The 17,312-nt window shown below is 70.8% G+C and carries 19 protein-coding genes; 9 read left to right on the top strand and 10 right to left on the bottom strand.

What is annotated here, in order from left to right; all coding sequences use genetic code 11:
- Nucleotides 1-16: 16 nt before the first annotated feature.
- Together M1O15_RS26935 and M1O15_RS26940 are read right to left on the bottom strand one after the other, a co-directional pair.
- Nucleotides 17-946 (bottom strand): DeoR/GlpR family DNA-binding transcription regulator, encoded by a 930-nt coding sequence (locus M1O15_RS26935; protein WP_248636841.1) that lies wholly within the window; start codon nucleotides 944-946, stop codon nucleotides 17-19.
- 255 nt (nucleotides 947-1,201) lie between these two features.
- The gene (locus tag M1O15_RS26940) at nucleotides 1,202-2,650 is read right to left on the bottom strand and encodes an NAD(P)H-quinone dehydrogenase (RefSeq protein ID WP_372499593.1); all 1,449 of its coding nucleotides are present in this window, start codon (nucleotides 2,648-2,650) and stop codon (nucleotides 1,202-1,204) included.
- Between the two features lie 169 nt (nucleotides 2,651-2,819).
- Here M1O15_RS26940 and M1O15_RS26945 point away from each other — a divergent pair, with 169 nt between their 5' ends.
- From M1O15_RS26945 to M1O15_RS26980, 8 genes are all read left to right on the top strand, one after another.
- Nucleotides 2,820-3,257 (top strand): gamma-glutamylcyclotransferase family protein, encoded by a 438-nt coding sequence (locus M1O15_RS26945; RefSeq protein ID WP_248636787.1) that lies wholly within the window; start codon nucleotides 2,820-2,822, stop codon nucleotides 3,255-3,257.
- A gap of 99 nt (nucleotides 3,258-3,356) precedes the next feature.
- Nucleotides 3,357-4,184 carry a DUF899 family protein gene (locus M1O15_RS26950; protein ID WP_248636788.1) on the top strand — a complete coding sequence of 276 codons (828 nt, stop codon included), beginning with the start codon at nucleotides 3,357-3,359 and terminating at the stop codon, nucleotides 4,182-4,184.
- Nucleotides 4,185-4,421: 237 nt separating this feature from the next.
- Nucleotides 4,422-5,246: a purine-nucleoside phosphorylase gene (locus M1O15_RS26955; protein WP_248636789.1), complete on the top strand. Its 825-nt coding sequence runs from the start codon at nucleotides 4,422-4,424 to the stop codon at nucleotides 5,244-5,246.
- An 89-nt stretch (nucleotides 5,247-5,335) separates the two neighbouring features.
- Complete coding sequence (locus M1O15_RS26960) at nucleotides 5,336-7,030, top strand: phospho-sugar mutase (RefSeq protein WP_248636790.1); 1,695 nt, start codon at nucleotides 5,336-5,338, stop codon at nucleotides 7,028-7,030.
- A 252-nt stretch (nucleotides 7,031-7,282) separates the two neighbouring features.
- Nucleotides 7,283-7,690 (top strand): DUF6507 family protein, encoded by a 408-nt coding sequence (locus M1O15_RS26965; protein WP_248636791.1) that lies wholly within the window; start codon nucleotides 7,283-7,285, stop codon nucleotides 7,688-7,690.
- Nucleotides 7,687-9,984, top strand: coding sequence for a hypothetical protein (locus M1O15_RS26970; protein ID WP_248636792.1), 2,298 nt, complete (start codon nucleotides 7,687-7,689; stop codon nucleotides 9,982-9,984). The genes M1O15_RS26965 and M1O15_RS26970 overlap by 4 nt, the downstream gene beginning before the upstream one ends.
- A complete protein-coding gene (locus tag M1O15_RS26975) occupies nucleotides 9,981-11,006 on the top strand; it encodes a hypothetical protein (RefSeq protein ID WP_248636793.1) in 1,026 nt (341 codons plus the stop codon). The genes M1O15_RS26970 and M1O15_RS26975 overlap by 4 nt, the downstream gene beginning before the upstream one ends.
- A 142-nt stretch (nucleotides 11,007-11,148) precedes the next feature.
- On the top strand, nucleotides 11,149-12,579 hold the full coding sequence (locus M1O15_RS26980; protein ID WP_248636794.1) for a DUF6177 family protein: 1,431 nt from the start codon (nucleotides 11,149-11,151) through the stop codon (nucleotides 12,577-12,579).
- Nucleotides 12,580-12,741: 162 nt separating this feature from the next.
- Here M1O15_RS26980 and M1O15_RS26985 read toward each other — a convergent pair whose 3' ends face one another.
- Both M1O15_RS26985 and M1O15_RS26990 read right to left on the bottom strand, forming a co-directional pair.
- The gene (locus tag M1O15_RS26985; RefSeq protein WP_248636795.1) at nucleotides 12,742-12,897 is read right to left on the bottom strand and encodes a hypothetical protein; all 156 of its coding nucleotides are present in this window, start codon (nucleotides 12,895-12,897) and stop codon (nucleotides 12,742-12,744) included.
- 23 nt (nucleotides 12,898-12,920) lie between these two features.
- Nucleotides 12,921-13,145 (bottom strand): hypothetical protein, encoded by a 225-nt coding sequence (locus tag M1O15_RS26990; protein WP_248636796.1) that lies wholly within the window; start codon nucleotides 13,143-13,145, stop codon nucleotides 12,921-12,923.
- Between the two features lie 81 nt (nucleotides 13,146-13,226).
- On the opposite strand from M1O15_RS26990, the gene M1O15_RS26995 reads away from it, so the two are divergent.
- Nucleotides 13,227-13,979, top strand: a complete 753-nt coding sequence (locus M1O15_RS26995) for a nucleotidyltransferase domain-containing protein (RefSeq protein WP_248636797.1) — start codon at nucleotides 13,227-13,229, stop codon at nucleotides 13,977-13,979.
- A gap of 30 nt (nucleotides 13,980-14,009) precedes the next feature.
- Here M1O15_RS26995 and M1O15_RS27000 read toward each other — a convergent pair whose 3' ends face one another.
- The 6 genes from M1O15_RS27000 to M1O15_RS27025 form a co-directional block, all read right to left on the bottom strand.
- Nucleotides 14,010-14,684 (bottom strand): pentapeptide repeat-containing protein, encoded by a 675-nt coding sequence (locus M1O15_RS27000; RefSeq protein ID WP_248636798.1) that lies wholly within the window; start codon nucleotides 14,682-14,684, stop codon nucleotides 14,010-14,012.
- Between the two features lie 38 nt (nucleotides 14,685-14,722).
- A complete protein-coding gene (locus M1O15_RS27005) occupies nucleotides 14,723-15,175 on the bottom strand; it encodes a hypothetical protein (RefSeq protein ID WP_248636799.1) in 453 nt (150 codons plus the stop codon).
- Nucleotides 15,176-15,291: 116 nt separating this feature from the next.
- Nucleotides 15,292-15,498 carry a hypothetical protein gene (locus tag M1O15_RS27010; protein WP_248636800.1) on the bottom strand — a complete coding sequence of 69 codons (207 nt, stop codon included), beginning with the start codon at nucleotides 15,496-15,498 and terminating at the stop codon, nucleotides 15,292-15,294.
- Between the two features lie 86 nt (nucleotides 15,499-15,584).
- Nucleotides 15,585-16,421, bottom strand: coding sequence for a helix-turn-helix domain-containing protein (locus M1O15_RS27015; protein WP_248636801.1), 837 nt, complete (start codon nucleotides 16,419-16,421; stop codon nucleotides 15,585-15,587).
- The gene (locus tag M1O15_RS27020; protein WP_248636802.1) at nucleotides 16,418-16,945 is read right to left on the bottom strand and encodes a DUF6879 family protein; all 528 of its coding nucleotides are present in this window, start codon (nucleotides 16,943-16,945) and stop codon (nucleotides 16,418-16,420) included. The genes M1O15_RS27015 and M1O15_RS27020 overlap by 4 nt, the downstream gene beginning before the upstream one ends.
- A 4-nt stretch (nucleotides 16,946-16,949) precedes the next feature.
- A complete protein-coding gene (locus M1O15_RS27025) occupies nucleotides 16,950-17,159 on the bottom strand; it encodes a hypothetical protein (RefSeq protein ID WP_248636803.1) in 210 nt (69 codons plus the stop codon).
- Nucleotides 17,160-17,312: the final 153 nt, after the last annotated feature.

Consider the following 17,312-nt stretch of genomic DNA (forward strand, 5'->3'; position numbering starts at 1 on the left):
CGTCGGCTGAGGAGGCTCAGCGGCGGCGCAGGTCCGCCACCCGGGCCGCGCGCTCGGCGGGCTGGGGCTCGGGGGCGGCCAGCGGGCCGGGGGCACCGCGCAGCGGACCGGGGGCGCCCGGGTGGCGGCCCCGCTGGCCGGGCAGCGGCACGTCCTGGCGGGCCCGGCGGCTGGGCGGCGCGGTCTCGGGGCCGCTCTGGCCGGTGCCGGCGACGGTGATCTGGACCCCCTGGTCGGCGAGCGCCTGGAGCTCGGTGCCGGCCCGGTCCTCGTGCGGCGGGGGCTCGTCGGTGACCAGCCGGGTGATCAGGTCGGTGGGCACCGTCTGGAACATGGTGTCGGTGCCCAGCTTGGTGTGGTCGGCGAGCACCACCACCTCCGCGGCGGCCTGCACCAGGGCGCGGTCCACGCTGGCGGAGAGCATGTTGGAGGTGGACAGCCCGCGCTCGGCGGTCAGCCCGCTGCCGGACAGGAACGCCCGGGAGACCCGCAGCCCCTGGAGGGACTGCTCGGCCCCGCTGCCCACCAGGGCGTAGTTGGAGCCGCGCAGGGTGCCGCCGGTCATCACCACCTCGACCCGGTTGGCGTGCGCCAGGGCCTGGGCGACCAGCAGCGAGTTGGTGACCACGGTGAGGCCGGGCACCCGGGCGAGCCGGCGGGCCAGCTCCTGGGTGGTGGTCCCGGCGCCGACCACGATGGCCTCGCCCTCGCCCACCAGTCCGGCGGCCACATCGGCGATGGCGGTCTTCTCGGCCGTGGCCAGGTGCGACTTCTGCGGGAGCCCGGACTCCCGGGTGAAGCCGCCGGGAAGTACCGCACCACCGTGCCGGCGGTCGAGGAGTCCTTCGGCCTCCAGCGCCCGTACGTCCCGCCGTACGGTCACTTCTGAGGTCTGGACGACGCGGGCGAGCTCCCGGAGGCTCACGGCCCCGTTGGCGCGCACCATTTCAAGGATCAACTGACGACGTTCTGCAGCGAACACGAAACTGACAGTAACCCCAGCGACCATTCCCACGCAGCGGAATGCGCCCGTTAAGCGAATTTCCGAACAGAGACGCCCACCAACTGGTATAAGACGGCTCGCTCGTTGACGCTCCTTGACCCCGGACGGCGATTGCCGACCGCTCACCGCCCCGACTTGCCGGGGGTTGGCGGGGGTTGTCCGTTCCCCGCCGCCCGGCACCGCGGCCGGAAAATGCCCCTACGCCCCGCCCTCGGCCTTCCGGGTGTGCAACTGCCGGGCCACCTCGGCGATCGAGCCCGACAGCGAGGGGTACACGGTGAACGCCTTGGCGATCTGCTCCACCGTCAGGTTGTTGTCGACCGCGAGCGAGATGGGGTGGATCAGCTCGCTGGCGCGCGGGGCGACCACGCAGCCGCCGACCACGATCCCGGTCCCCGGGCGGCAGAAGATCTTGACGAAGCCGTCCCGGATGCCCTGCATCTTGGCGCGCGGGTTGCGCAGCAGCGGCAGCTTGACCACCTTGGCGTCGATCCGGCCCGCGTCCACGTCGGCCTGGCTGTAGCCGACGGTGGCGATCTCCGGGTCGGTGAAGACGTTCGCCGAGACCGCCTTGAGGTTCAGCGGGGTGACCGCGTCGCCCAGGAAGTGGTACATCGCGATCCGGCCCTGCATGGCCGCGACCGAGGCGAGCGCGAAGACACCGGTGACGTCACCGGCCGCGTACACCCCGGGCGCCGAGGTCCGCGAGACCTTGTCGGTCTTGACGTGCCCGGAGTCGGTGAGCCGCACCCCGGCCTCCTCCAGGCCCATCCCGTCGGTGTTGGGGATGGCGCCGACCGCCATCAGGCAGTGGGTGCCGGAGATGACCCGGCCGTCCGCGAGGGTGACCTCCACCCGGTCGCCCACCCGCTTGGCGGAGGCCGCGCGCGAGCGGGCCATGACGTTCATCCCGCGCCGGCGGAACACGTCCTCCAGCACCGCCGCCGCGTCTGGGTCCTCGCCGGGCAGCACCCGGTCCCGCGAGGAGACCAGGGTGACCCGGGAGCCCAGCGCCTGGTACGCCCCGGCGAACTCGGCGCCGGTGACACCGGAGCCGACCACGATCAGCTCCTCGGGGAGCTCGTCGAGGTCGTAGACCTGGGTCCAGTTGAGGATGCGCTCGCCGTCGGGCTGGGCGTCGGGGATCTCGCGCGGGTGGCCGCCGGTGGCGATCAGCACCGCGTCGGCGGTCAGCCGCTCCTCGGAGCCGTCCGCGGCCCGGACCACGACCTGGCGGGAGCCGTCCGACGTCTGCTGCCCCTCCAGCCGCCCCCGGCCGCGCACCACCCGGGCACCGGCCCGGGTGACCGAGGCGGTGATGTCGTGCGACTGGGCGAGCGCGAGGCGCTTGACCCGGCGGTTGACCTTGCCGAGGTCCACGCCGACGATCCGGGCGGCCTGCTCGATGTGCGGGGTGTCGTCCGCGACGATGATGCCCAGCTCCTCGTGCGAGGAGTCGAAGGTGGTCATCACCTCGGCCGTGGCGATCAGGGTCTTGGAGGGGACGCAGTCGGTCAGGACGGACGCCCCGCCGAGGCCGTCGGTGTCCACGACGGTCACCTCCGCGCCGAGCTGGGCGGCCACCAGGGCCGCCTCGTATCCGCCGGGTCCGCCACCGATGATCACGATCCGGGTCACAGGGGTCACGCCTCGCGCTCTCGTCACGGCAGGGTCTGGGGTACGCGTCCCATTGTCCCGCACGCACCGGGGTGCTTCCCGCCGGGTCCCGTACTCCCGTACGGGAGTGGGGGCGGCCGTAGGGTGGCCCTCCGGCCGGAACGGGCCCCACGGCCGCCCCTCCCGTACCCTCGATGCCATGTCGCTCTACGCCGCGTACGCCGGCAACCTCGACGCGCGGCTGATGACCCGCCGCGCTCCGCACTCCCCGCTGCGCGGCACGGGCTGGCTCAACGGCTGGCGGCTGACCTTCGGCGGCGAGCAGATGGGCTGGGAGGGGTCGCTGGCCACCATCGTGGAGGCGCCGCGCTCCCAGGTCTTCGTCGCGCTGTACGACATCGCGCCGATGGACGAGGACTCCATGGACCGCTGGGAGGGCGTCGGCCTCGACATCTACCGGCGGATGCGGGTACGGGTGCACACCCTGGACGGCGAGGAGCCCGCCTGGGTCTACGTGCTCAACGGCTACGAGGGCGGGCTGCCCTCCGCCCGCTACCTCGGCGAGGTGGCCGACGCCGCCGAGTCCGCGGGCGCCCCGCACGACTACGTCATGGAACTCCGCAAGCGCCCCTGCTGACCTCTTTCTTCGGCAGGTCCTCCGGCGGAAAGGGGGCAGAGACGGCCGCACGGCGACACACGCCACGCACACCCCCGCACGTGATCCCGGGAGCCCCCCGTGTCCGAGAAGCCGAGCAAGGCGCACCCGCCCGTAGCCGACCGCGCGACCTTCGAGCGGCAGCTGGCAGACCTGCGTACGAGGGAGAAGGCGCACACCCGCGAAGGAGACGCGATCGCCGCCGCGCGACGCAGGCTCCCGATGGTCGAGGTGGCCGCGGACAGTCCCCTTCTGGGACCGGACGGCCCCGTGACACTCCTGGACGCGTTCGAGGGGCGGCGCCAGCTGATCGCCTACTACTTCATGTGGTGGCCCGGACGGCCGGCCGCCGAGCAGTGTGAGGGCTGCACCTGGGTGATGAGCCATGTGGGCGAGCTGAGCTATCTCCACTCCCGCGACATCACCTTCGCCGTGCTGTGCCAGGGGCGGAACACCGCGTACGGCTTCGCGGACGCGCGGACGTCGTACGAGGAGAGCCTGCGCTACCGCGCCTTCATGGGGTGGGAGATGCCGTGGTACTCCGCCCAGCCCTCGCTCGGGTCGCTCCTCACCGGCCGGGAGCCCGGCCTGTTCCACCTGGTGTGCTACCTGCGCGACGGCGACCGCGTCTTCGAGACGTACTGGACCAGACGCCGTGGGGCGGAGGCGGTGGACTACAGCTACGCGCTCATGGACCTCACGGCGTACGGGCGCCAGGAGGAGTGGGAGGACTCTCCGGAAGCCTGGCCGCGCCTCGGGCAGGCCACCCGGACCCTCGGCGGCGCACCGGACTGGCGGCCGCTGCGGGACGGGGAGGGCGGGCGCCCCACAGCCCAGTGGCCGCGCATCGACGCCGGCCGCTCCGACGACCTGGCCGACCCCCCAGCCGACTGCTCAGCCGCTTCCTGAGACGCCCCGGCCCGGGCAGGCGCCCCAGGTACCGCAGACGCCCCAGCCGCCCCACCCACCCCTGTGGGAAACGACAAGACAACGATCGCAAGTCCGTGGGCTACGTCATCTACGCGCGTAGGCAATCTGCGGCTAGGCTCTGTGCGTACCGCATTCTGTTTTCTCCGGGGCCCCGGCCCCGGACCCCGGTCGGCCTGGCCCGCCCGGGGCGACGTTCTTCGCGAGGCGAGAGACTCTGTGAACGCAACTGCCACCCCGGACCACCTCCAGGGCGACCCCTACGCCGCCGCCGACGACGCCGCCGCGCGGCTCCGCGCGCTGACCGGCGCCGAGACCCACGACGTCGCCCTGGTCATGGGCTCCGGCTGGGCGCCGGCCGTGGACGCGCTCGGGGCGCCGGAGGCCGAGTTCCCGGTCACCGAGCTGCCCGGCTTCCCGCCGCCGGCCGTCGAGGGCCACGGGGGCAAGATCCGCTCGTACCTGCTCGGCGAGAAGCGCGCCCTGGTCTTCCTCGGCCGCACCCACTTCTACGAGGGCCGCGGGGTCGCCTCGGTGGCGCACGGGGTGCGCACCGCCGTCGCCGCCGGTTGCAAGACCGTCGTGCTGACCAACGGCTGCGGCGGCCTGCGCCAGGGCATGCGCCCCGGCCAGCCGGTGCTGATCAGCGACCACATCAACCTGACCGCCGCCTCCCCGATCGTCGGCGCCAACTTCGTGGACCTCACCGACCTGTACTCGCCGAGGCTGCGCGCGCTGTGCAAGGAGGTCGACGCGACGCTGGAGGAGGGCGTCTACGTCCAGTTCCCCGGGCCGCACTACGAGACCCCGGCCGAGATCAACATGGTCCGCGTGCTCGGCGGCGACCTGGTCGGCATGTCCACCGTGCTGGAGGCCATCGCGGCCCGTGAGGCGGGCGCCGAGGTGCTGGGCATCTCCCTGGTCACCAACCTGGCGGCGGGCCTCTCCGGCGAGCCGCTGAACCACGAGGAGGTCCTCCAGGCGGGCCGCGACTCGGCGGCCCGGATGGGCGAGCTGCTCACCCGGGTCCTCAACCGCCTCTGAGGCGGCGGACCCCACCGGGCCGGGCCCGCCCCCACGGGCGCCGGGCCCGCCCCCATCCCCGTACAGCACGCCCAGGAAGGCAGACCACCGTGCAGCAGGACCCCACCGCCGATGCCGCCACCGCGGACGCCGCCGCGCAGGCGGAGCTCGTCGCCCGGGCGCGGGCGTGGCTGGCCGAGGACCCGGACGCGGAGACCCGCGAGGAGCTGGCCGGTCTGATCGAGGCGGGCGACACCGCCGCGCTCGCCGACCGCTTCTCCGGCACCCTCCAGTTCGGCACCGCCGGGCTGCGCGGTGAGCTGGGCGCGGGGCCGATGCGGATGAACCGCGCGGTGGTCATCCGCGCCGCCGCCGGTCTGGCCGCCTACCTGAAGTCCAAGGGCGAGGCGGGCGGGCTGGTCGTGGTCGGCTACGACGCCCGCCACAAGTCGGCCGACTTCGCGCGGGACACCGCCGCCGTGATGACCGGCGCCGGGCTGCGCGCCGCCGTGCTCCCCCGCCCGCTGCCCACCCCGGTGCTGGCCTTCGCCATCCGCCACCTGGGCGCGGTCGCCGGTGTCGAGGTCACCGCCAGCCACAACCCGCCCCGGGACAACGGCTACAAGGTGTACCTGGGCGACGGTTCGCAGATCGTGCCGCCGGCCGACGGCGAGATCGCCGCCGAGATCGACGCGGTCGGCGCCCTCGCGGACGTGGCGCGCCCCGAGTCCGGCTGGGACACGCTCGGCGAGGACGTCCTCACCGCCTACCTCACCCGTACCGACGCCGTCCTCACCCCCGGCACCGCCCGCACCGCGCAGACCGTCTACACGGCGATGCACGGCGTCGGCAAGGACGTGCTGCTGGCCGCCTTCGAGCGGGCCGGCTTCCCGGCCCCCACCCTGGTCGCCGAACAGGCCGAGCCCGACCCGGACTTCCCCACGGTCGCCTTCCCCAACCCGGAGGAGCCGGGCGCGATGGACCTGGCCTTCGCCACCGCGCGCCGGGCCGCCCCGGACGTGGTCATCGCCAACGACCCGGACGCCGACCGCTGCGCCGTCGCGGTGCCGGACGCCTCCGCCGAGGCGGGCTGGCGGATGCTGCGCGGCGACGAGGTGGGCGCGCTGCTCGCCGACCACCTGGTCCGCAAGGGCGCCGAGGGCGTCTTCGCCGAATCGATCGTCTCCTCCTCCCTGCTGGGCCGGATCGCCGAGGCGGCCGGTGCCGGGTACGAGGAGACGCTGACCGGCTTCAAGTGGATCGCCCGCGTGGAGGGCCTGCGGTACGGCTACGAGGAGGCGCTCGGCTACTGCGTGGACCCGGGCGGGGTGCGCGACAAGGACGGCATCACGGCCGCGCTGCTCGTCGCCGAGCTGGCCTCGGAGCTGAAGGAGCAGGGCCGCACACTCGCCGACCGGCTGGACGAGCTGGCCGTCACCCACGGCCTGCACGCCACCGACCAGCTCTCCGTCCGGGTCACCGACCTCACCGTCATCGCCACCGCCATGCGCCGCCTGCGCGAGCAGCCCCCGGCCGAGCTGGCCGGCCTGACGGTCGCCTCCGCCGAGGACCTGACCAAGGGCACCGACACCCTCCCGCCCACCGACGGCCTCCGCTACCACCTCGAAGGCGCCTACACCGCCCGCGTCATCGTCCGCCCCAGCGGCACCGAGCCCAAGCTCAAGTGCTACCTGGAGGTCGTCGTCCCCGTCGCCGCCCAGTCCGAGCTGGCCGACGCCCGCACCCGGGCCACCGAGGTCCTCACCGCCCTCAAGCACGACCTCGCGGCGGCGGCCGGGATCTGATCCCGGAGTCGAGGCAGACTCTTGCCCGTACGGGCCCGTCCGGAGGCAATCCGCTCTCCGTACGGGCCCGTTCGGTGTTCCTCAAGGCGCCCGGACCCCGACCCCGCGGCATGTCAGCGGCGTGCGCAAGAATATGAGGAGGAGTGAGCTGCCAGGGCAACGACCACCGTGGCTGCTTTCCACCTGGGGCCCATTGGCACATGGCCCGTAGGGTGATCGGCAAGGGTCGTCGCAGTTCGACGGGGGAAGCGAATGACGAAATGGGACATCGATCCCGGCGGGGTGGCGTCCATCCTGTCGCTGGTGGGGCTCGCCGCGGGCGACATGGGAAAGAACCTCAACGGCTACGGTCTGCATGTGCAGGACGCCGCCATCCAGGTGGGCACTCTTTCCGACGGGCCTTACTGCGGAGCACCGGTGGGCCCGGTGGGCGGCGCGATCGCCAATTTCGCCTCCGACAACGAGGGGCAGATCCGGTTCCTCTCCGCCCGTCTCAAGAAGACGGTGAACGGCACCGTAGAGGCCACCACAGCGTATGCCCAGGGCGACCTCGACATGGCGGCCGACGCCCAGCGCGAGGCGGCCAAGGCTCCCACACCCGCCGAACTCCTGGCTGTTTCGGAGAAGACGGACAGCGGGAGCGGGGCGAAGTCCAAGTGATCAGCCCCGGTGGAATACCCCTCTACACCGGCGACTTCGGCGAGCTGGCCAAAGCTGTGGAAAGCCTCCGGTCGGACGCGATCGGCATCCGCAGCGGCGGGCGGGACGCGCACTCCCGGTTCCAGGCGGTGGCCGCCTACTACGTCGCGCCGGAATCGGACCAGTTGCTCGCCTCCACCCAGCCGGTGATGGACAAGGCAGACGAGTTCGCCGGCGCCATCGAATCATTGGCAGACGCGCTGGAGACCTTCGCCGCCGAGGCCAAGCCGCACGCCGACCGGCTCAAGGAGCTGAAGCAGCAGGCGTTCGCCTTCGTCCGGAGCGTCGACGGTGACGACGACTGGACCGAGGACAAGGAGAAGGTAGACAAGCACGAGGCGCTGCTGGACGACGTCGCGGTGGCCCGTGCGGGCTTCAAGGAGGCCGAGCGAGACGCGGCGAACGCCATCAACGCGCTCAGCACGGTGATCTGCCGCCCGGCGTGGGTTCCGGACGACGGCACGCACAAGCCCGGCATGTACGGCGAGAGCGCCGAGCTCCTCAAAGGAGCCAAGGACTTGCCTTGGGGAAGCCCGGAAGGCCAGACGTACGAACGGTGGAGTCTGGACTGGTGGGGTCACGGGGCCAAGAGCTGGGTCTGGGACGGCCTGGTCGTGGACAGTGTCGTGGGCGGCCTGGACGGCCTGGGTACCTTGGTCGGCTTTCATGGCACGGACGCCCGCGACGAGGCCTGGGACGGGCTGGGGCGCACGTTCGTCGGCGGTTACGCCTACGGAATGGACCTCATCGGCCAGGGGGACGCACTGTCCGACTGGCAGCGCGAGAGCAAGGCGTACGCCAAGGAGTTCGGCAAGCAGTTCGTCGCGTACGACATGTGGGAGGAGGACCCGGCCCGTGCCCACGCCGTCGTCTCCTTCAACCTGCTGACCCTGGGGTCGGGGCCTTTGGCGGCCGCCGCGAAACTCGGCAAGGGCGGCTCCCTGGCCCGGGCGGCCGGCACCGTGGCGAAGGTCGGCGACCTGGTCGACCCGCTCTCGGGCGCGCTCAAAGCGACCAAGGCCCTGGCGGACCTGCCCAAGGTCTCCGCCGTGGTGGCCAACATCAGCGAGAGTCTGAAGCTGCCGCCGAGCAAGTTCCCCGACGGCGTTCTCGACCTCGACGACCGGTACCGGATCGACGCCGACGGAAACCTGGTCCCGATCAACCCCGACGGCACGCCCCACACCGCCCCGCCGCGCCAGGAACCCTCCGCCGCGGACCGTGCCACGGGCTCCCCGGACCGGGACCGCGAACTGGTGGGTGCGGGCGCCCGACGACCGGAGAACTCCGTCGGCTCCGGGGATCACACCCGCCTGGGGGACGACGTCCCCGGCGACCGCCCCGGAGGTGCCGGGCACGCGGGAGCGCCGGCCGGCCCGAATGGCGCCTCCACTTCCGGCGGCTCGCACTCCGGCCACTTCCCAGCCGGCGGTGAACCCGGCGGCGCGGGCCACGGTGCCGGCGACGGCCATGGCGCGGGGGTGCCGGACGGGCCTGGCGGCGGGGCGGCGGACGGGCCGGACGCGCAGACCGGAAATGATCAGAGCAGCGACGGGAGTCGACCGCCGGCGAACGGTCAGCCCGACAGTTTCCCGCCGCCGCAAGAGTCTCGACCGTTCGTCCGCGGAGGGGAGACGGAACAGCAGATCAGGGAAGTCCTGTCCCGGGGCAAGCCCAAGCCCGGGGACCTTGAAAAGGCCTTGGCCAATCTCGCCGAGCACCCAGCTGGCCAGGAGATTGCCGACTTGATCGCCTCCGGGCGATTCAAAGGACTGACAAACTTCGAAGATGTAGTATCGGCATTCAGTCATCAAAATATGATGCCCGGCGGCTTTGAACAGCTCCGCTTGGCAGCGAGGCTACAGGAGAATGGAATATCGGACATTAGTTTTGACATCAAGGAGAACGTGGAACTGAGACCAGGCGTCTCCACTGGGCCGGATACCGATATGGACGTCATGGCGAGAACTTCTGACGGTAAGATCTATGGCTACCAATTCAAAGGCGTGTCCAATCCCAAAAAATCCATACAAAAAATCTGGGATAACATAGACCAACTGGAGTCCTGCAAGGCCGACGTCAAAGTCTTCGTCCTGGACACCAAGGGAACCATGGCCAGCTTGCTGGCTTCGAAAATAGAGGGTCGCCTGGCCAGGATCTACGCGGAAACTGGCGTCAGCGTCGTACTTCGAGTCGAGGACGGAACCCTGATGTACCCACCCGGCGCCACCTTCATTCCTGGAGTACGTTCGTGATCACGAGCACACCCATCGCAGGCTGGTCATGGGGAGAGTTCGGACACGACACCGATTTGACCCACGAGGGGTTCCGCAGATTTCACTTGGCACTGGCCGTCCTCGATCGGCGCCGGCTCGGCACCCCGCAGGGTGGCCGTGTAACCGTGGAGATCACTGAGGCAGGCTCACGAGGTCTCCTCTTCGAGGGCGATGTGCCCGCTCCCCCACTTGTCAGTGAGGGAACAGACGGCGCAGCGACTCTGGCGGCGGGCATCCGGAACAGCCTCACAGCCAGTGCGATCGGGTCGGTGAAGCTTCGCGCAACCTGCGACGGACTGGTCGAAACCGCAACAGGCTTCGTTCCGACTGAGGGTATGTTCAGGCTGACACTACGCGTATCGGGGGCCTACTTCCTCGTCGGACTGACCACGTTCTCGGATGCCTGGATGCGCTATGACCTGAAAGGGCGGGAACAGGCAACCGTGTTCGCCGCAAACCGGCCCCGACTCGCGGCTGCCCTGGCGGATATTTCAGAAGCTCTGGATGTCGAGATCGAACCGGAGGACCCAACGTGGTTCGGAGTCCCGACGGAAAGCGGGGTCGAGAACGAACTCGATAGGCATGGTCAGCCGCAGGACGTGTGGGGAAGCTTCGAAATCCCGTACCGCAATCGGGTGTTCCACCAGACACCCGAGTTCCGGCCGGGATACGCCCGCGAAGCCTTCGGGCCTGTGCGGTACGTACCGGTGGCGGGTGAACGGCAGGTGCTGGGCTATCTGTGGTCCTCGGACACCGACCACGCGGCGAGCTTCGAGCCGACCGAGGCGGCGGACCTGGACGCCCATCGAGCCGGTCTCGTCTGGTTGGAGCGGTTGCGCCAAGCCTATGAGCGGGGTCTCACCCCCGGCGCCGCGCTGACGGACATGGCGCGTTACCCCTTCGACCCCGTGGCCGGGCGCGCCATTGAGACTGAGATCACCGAGGTTGAGACGTTGCAGACGCTGCGGACGCAGGCGGCCGGTCCGCCGACACACGACTGAAGGCCGATGCGACCGGAGAGTCGTCCCCCATCCCCGCACCAGCGCGAGCGGCGTCCTCCCCGCAGGGTCGTTCGCCCTGCGGTGCCATACAGCTCGGCGTCGACGACCGAGCATCGACTCAACTGCCACTCAGGACGCACCCTTGACCCAGGATGTCATCGCCCTCACCCCCGAACTGCCGGACATCGGGTCGCTGATGGCGGCTCTCTACGCCGGCGGGCCCGACCTCAGAGTGAACCGACGGGCGAGCGGCGCCGTGACGGAGGTCTGCGGGCCCGACGGCCAGGTGCTGGTGTCGCTGGAGACCTCCCGCCTGCTCCAGGTCCCCGGTGAGGCCGCCCGGCTGCTCGGGCCCGACATCACGACCGTGACGCCCGTTTGGTGGACCGAGCTTCGGGCTACGGCCACGGTCGAGGCAGCCGAGCGCCTGGCACAGTCGATGGCTGGAAGGCTCACAGCCCTGCTGGGTGGGACGGTATGGCCCGGGGGGTCCCGTACCGAAGTCGTGACGCCTTCAGCCACCGGCCCGGCAGCGGCGCCCCCGGGCATCGATGTCCTCACCGAGCATGCGGTCGTCATCATGCAGGATCGGCCGGTCGTCGCAGCCACCTCATGGCTGATCGAGGCCATGCGCACCGCGTTCGGCACAGGACGCGAGCTGAACATCGTTACGCCCATCGGGGTCCGGCTCACCTTCCCGATGCGGGAGCTGCTGCGGCGCACTCCTTCCCGCTGGGTCGTCCGGAGCCCCGACGGCGGCTACTACGACGGGCTGACCGGTGTCGTCCTGCATTGGCAAGACGGGCGCTACGTCCCTGTCGCCGGCCAGGACGGCGCATCCCTCATCGCGGAGCCCTTCCAGGACCGGCCCTCCAACGCCATGGAAGGAGCACAGCTCTCGCTCTCCTACCGCACGGTCCACTTCGCCGACGAGCGGCTCGTCCTGGGGGGTGCCTTGGAGAGCGCCTGGCGGGTGCTGACCGGTTCTCCGCCCGCCGGTTGGTCGACCGCTGAGCCGGTCGGCATCCCCTGGTCGCCCGGGCGGCTGACAGAGCTCGCCCGGGACCGCGCCCGGCAGTCAGCCTCTACCTGGCTAGCCATCGTCGGCGAGCCCGAACACCCGACCATCGCCACGATGCGCGTGGCCCACACCGCCGCCGGTGTGGAGGAGCACGTTGTACTCACCACCCGTCACCTCGCTGGCGACGTACCGCCGCTGGACTGCGTACGCGAGGTGGCGGAGAAACTCGCCACCCGCCACGGCCTCGCCACCATGGTCGCCGAACTGCGAGCCGGGAGTACCGATCTGACGACTCCGGCCTATCGGGAATCTCCACCCGTCCCGCTGTCCGTCACCCTCGGCGCGAGCGCTGTCGCGGGCCTCGGCCTCAACAGGGCCCGCCACATCCTGCCAGATGTCAGCCCGACCCTCTTTGGACCGGCCAGTAGCCCCGCCCTGCATTTCCCGCTCAGTGACGGCGCGCCCGCCGAGGCATGGTGGCGGCTCCAACGCCTCGGCCGGCATCTGCGCTCCCGAGGCCTTGCGACGGGTGAGCCCACGGACACTCTGTGATCACTTCGGTGAACGTTATCGGCGATTGAGCATTGACGGGCAGGCCGACGGGCCGAAATGTCGCGTCCGGCGCTCCGGTAGAATTGACCCTCGCCGTCTGGGGTCCTGGTTGGGCGCGAACTGGCGACCGCCCCGAGATCGCCCGCGACTCTCTCCCAGGCTCTACCCCCGGCGGAGGAGCACCGAGGACCAGGCACGGACCATGGCAATGACCGGGGCCATCAGGTCGAAGGGGTCGCCGGGGCAGACCAGCCCGGCGGTCCGTGCCTGCCGGAAGGCCTCGGTCTTGGGGTCATCGAGCCGGTCCGAGTCGTCCACCAGAAGCCCGGCGGGCCGCCGCTTCAGCCCGATCCAGGCGGACGGTGTCCGGGTCGCTCAGACAGGAGTCGTAGAGCCGGACCGCCCAGTCGCGCCAGGTCGTCAGCGTCGATCAGGAGGACGGTGGCGATGCGGTCCAGCGAGTCGGTGACCACGGCGTCGAACAGCCCGTCCTTGCTGTCGAAGTACCCCCTTCCACCCGGGTCGTGGAAGCCCTCACCCGCCTCGACCGGGACGACATCCGCCACCACTTCGTCCCCGACCGGTCCGACGACTGAATGATCCGCCGCCCATACCGCTCAGGCTGACCCCGTGCCACCATCACGACCATGACGACGGAATCCACCGATCTCCTCCTCCGCAGGTTCGTCTCCGAGTTACGGACGTCGGTGCCGTTGGTGGCGGTCTGGGCCCATGGCTCCCTGGCCCTCGGCGACTTCCAGCCGGGGCGCAGCGACCTGGACCTGATCGCGGTGGTCGAGCGCCCGGTGGACGCCCAGGAGCGGGAGCGCTTGGCGGCGCTCCACCGGCTGCTCGCCGTCGAGCACCCGGACGCGACCCGGCTGCACTGCTCCTACCTGCCGGAGGCTGCCCTCTCCGACGCCGGGACGGACCATCTGACCTGGGCACACGCCCGGATGCTCCGCCGCCCGGTCACCCCCATCTCCCGCCGCGAACTGCTCGACGGCGGCCTCACCCTGCACGGCCCGCCGCCCACCGCCCTCCTCCCACCGCTCGCACCCGGGGAGCTCGCCGCCCACATCCGGCGCGACCTGCGCCACTACTGGCTCCCGGCCACCGCCAAACCGCAGCTCTGGCTCCAGGACATCTGGGTGGACCTCGGCCTCCTGGTCCTGGCCCGCGCCACCGTCACCCTGCGCGACGGACGGCTCATCACCAAGGCCGAGGCCCTGGACGAACTCCCGCGCTTGGGCGCCCCGCTGGACGTGGTGGACGACATCCGCGCCCGCCGCTACGGCACCCCCGCCCCACTCAGCCCCCTGCGCCGCCTCCGCCGCGCGGCCCGAGCCCGCGCCTTCCTACGCCGCGGCATCCGCGCCACGCTGACCGGCGCCGGGTAGGACGTCAGCCCGCATCCCTTCCCTGATCAGTCAGTCGTCGCCGATGGTGATGCCGAGTTCTCCCACGAGGGCTTGGGCGAGGTCCGCGTGTTGGCCGGGATCGATACGGACCTCGGCCAGGTTGGCGACACCGCGGATCCGCGAGAGGTCGCTGCCGCGGAGGTCGACGCCCCGGTACCGTCCCCCACCGAACTCGGTCAGCCTGAGTCCGCAGTCCGAGAACACGGCGCCGGAGAGGTCGCAGTCGGTGAACGTGCCCTCGGTGAAGGCACAGCCGACGAACGCGACAGGACCGCCGGCGCGCACCTTCCGGACGGTGGCGTAGTCCAAGCGGCATTCCTCGAACAGCACGTCGTCCAGGACCACTCCGTCCAGCGTGGCCCCCATGAGCCGGCAGTCACGGAAATGGACCCGGGTGAGCCTGCCCTCGCTCCAATGCAACGAACCCAGTTCACTGCCGATGATCTCGACGCCGTGCAGGTTCAACGACTCGAACCGGACCCGCTCCGCGCGAACATCGCTGACCCTGCCCGTGATGAGCTGGACTCCGGTGAGAGCCAGCGAGCGAAGGTCGGCATCCCCGTAGGCGAAGTCCTGCACGATGCCGCGAGGGTTTTCCAGCGTCTCGACCAGGGACAGGTACAGACCGGGGTCATCGAGGTCGGGGGTGGTCACGGTGATGCGGCCGAAGCTACGGCTGGCCATGCTGCTCCTTGCGTGCGGTGCCGAGGGGCGATGCTGCGTCAGCCCGAATGGTCCGGCATCAACTTCACAGCCGCCCCCATCAGCGCCTCGTCCTCCAGCGTGAACCGGCCGAGGCACAGCCGGTCATGGCCGTACATGGTCTGCCCCAGCTCGATCGTCCGCTCCGTTTCCAGGGCCCAGTCGGCGACCCGCAGGTCCAGGGACCGGGGCTGCGGAGTGCCGCGTCCGCTCCACCCCGTACAGATCAGCCAGCACGCCGCCGCGAACTCCGGTCGCCCGGCCGGGGACCCGTACAGCCGCTGCGGCTGGTGCCGGGCCGCCACGTCCAGCAGCGACACCTCCGGAACCCCGGGGACGGGGACGCAGCCGACGACGGCGGTGTCGCCGAAGGCACCGGTCCCGGTGTAGGCGAGTACGCAGTAGTGGTCCGGCCACAGGTGCAGCAGCGGGAGCACGGTCACCCGGCCGGTGCCCGTCATGGTTCTGCTCATCTGGTCCTCGGTCCCCCTTCGACGGGCGTCCCGCTCCTGCCAGGGAATTCGGCCTGGGCGGGGGCTTTTCGGCCCGCCAAGCGCGCCCGCTCCAGCGCGTGGCGGCGGTAGGCGGGTCAGCCCTCGGAGGGCAGCGGTGCGCTGTCGGAGGGCGGGGCGCTCTCGGCGTACGGCGTCAGGCGCTGCTCGTCCCGGCACGGGGCGCAGGCGTACAGCGCGTTCCCCGGCCCGCTTCCCGCCTCCAGTACGGCGATGAGTACGGCGCTGTGGGTAGGGCCGCCGTGCCAGTGGCACCAGCCCGGGGCGTTCGGTTCCTCAGCCATGGCTGGACGGTAGAAGCGTGTCCGCCCTGCTCACCGCACCATTGCGCGGGATTGCGCACGAGGGTGCGGTGAATGGGAGAAGTTGCTCAGGCCAGGCGGCCGCGTGCGCGGGTGATCAGCGCGTGAGCCTGGTGCCCGTGGACGGCTGCGCCGTGCAGCAGGGTCCACAGACGTCGATAGAGGGCCAGGTCCTCGGCCGAGTCCAGGCTCAGTTCCGCGGACCAGGTGTCGGCGACCACCACACGGTCATCGATGATCCAGAAGCCGTGTTTGGGCGAGAAGGGGGTCCGGGCCCCGAGCGGGATGATGCCGATGGTCACGGCATCGAGGCCCACCAGGCCGCACAACCGGTCCAGTTGTGCCGCCATGGCCGGTGGTTCACAGCGCACCACGTAGAGCGCCGCTTCCCACAGAACCATGCTGATGGAGCGACCGGGTCGATAGAGAATCTCCTGACGACGCATCCGGGCCGTGACGCCCTCTTCCACGTCGGCCGGACTGCCGTGCCGAGCGGATACGTCCGTCAGAACACCCCGCGCGTACTCGGGCGTCTGGACGAGCCCCGGGATGATGCCGGACTCGAAGATGAGCATCTCCCGGGCCTGCGACTCCTGGACACCGTGCCGCTCCTGCACGGCACGGTGCCCGGCCGAAAGTTGCCGGCGCCACGAGCGGTAGTGCGTCTCCAACCGGTCCAGCCGCCGAATGAGTTCGTCGGCCGCCTCCGGAGCACCGGCTGCCGCCGCCCACGCCGTGACGTCAACCGGGGTCGCGGTCTGCTTGCCGGTCTCCAACCGCGAGACCTTGGAACGCTGCCATCCCAGCCGCCCCGCCCACTCCTTCCCGTTCAGACCGGTTGCGGTGCGCAGGCCGCGCAACCGCAGCCCGAGGGCTTCACGCGCCTGCTGGAAATCCGTGCTCACTGGGCTTCGGTCGCCAGCGCTTCGTGTGGGATCGCGAAATGCCAGGCCGCGTCCCGGAGCTGGCAGAACCGCACGACACGGGCGAGGTCGGTGACCAGTTCGGCACCGAGGTACTCGTCCGCCTTGTCGAAGTGCAGCACCAGTGCTCGACATGCGTCGAAGAGCCAGAAATCCTCGCTCCCGAGCCTCAGCCGATCGGCCTCGTCCCGCCGTAGCGTCCTGATGTCCTCGCCAGCGGCGTTGTTGGCCTTGGCACTGGCCAACAGGTATCGCTGCTCCGGAGTGAGCGGGGTATCGACCAGCCGAACCCGCTCGATCCTCTTGCCTGCGGCCGTCTGCCGTCGCACGTTCCGGCACCAGGGGCGGTGCGAGTCGTCAGGCAGCACGCCGCTCTCCGACCAGCGATGGAACTTCTCACTCACCCGGTCCGAGGCGTAGCCCCGACGCGTCTCCAACCGCCAGGCGGTGTGGTCGAAGGTCTCGAAGTAACTGCCGAAATCTTCGTCGTCGATGAACTCCGGCACTTCACTACTCCCTGGGCGCGTAGCGGGTGAGCAGTTCACGCGGGACGACGACAAAGGACTCACCGGGCAGCACGTGCTCCATCTGCCGGACATCGTCTGGGTCCGACAGTACGTATCCCTGGACGACGATGTCGCCGCTGTCGATGTCCTCGTAGAGGGTGGGGCACTTGCCGTCATCCGACGTTGTCCCAAGGGTGCGTAAGCGTCTGGCCATGCGTACCTCCTGCCGGGGGCTGTGGCGAGCACCGTAGCGCCGCCGGCCTGCCACATCCAGAGGACCTTCGAACGTCACCCGTCCGGGGCGTGAGCCGCCGTCTGCGGACCGGACCCAGAAGAGAAGGCGGGTGGTCCTCATCCTTCCGTGGGG

The sequence above is a fragment of the Streptomyces lichenis genome, from assembly GCF_023218175.1.
In the GTDB taxonomy this organism is placed as follows: Bacteria; Actinomycetota; Actinomycetes; order Streptomycetales; family Streptomycetaceae; genus Streptomyces; species Streptomyces lichenis.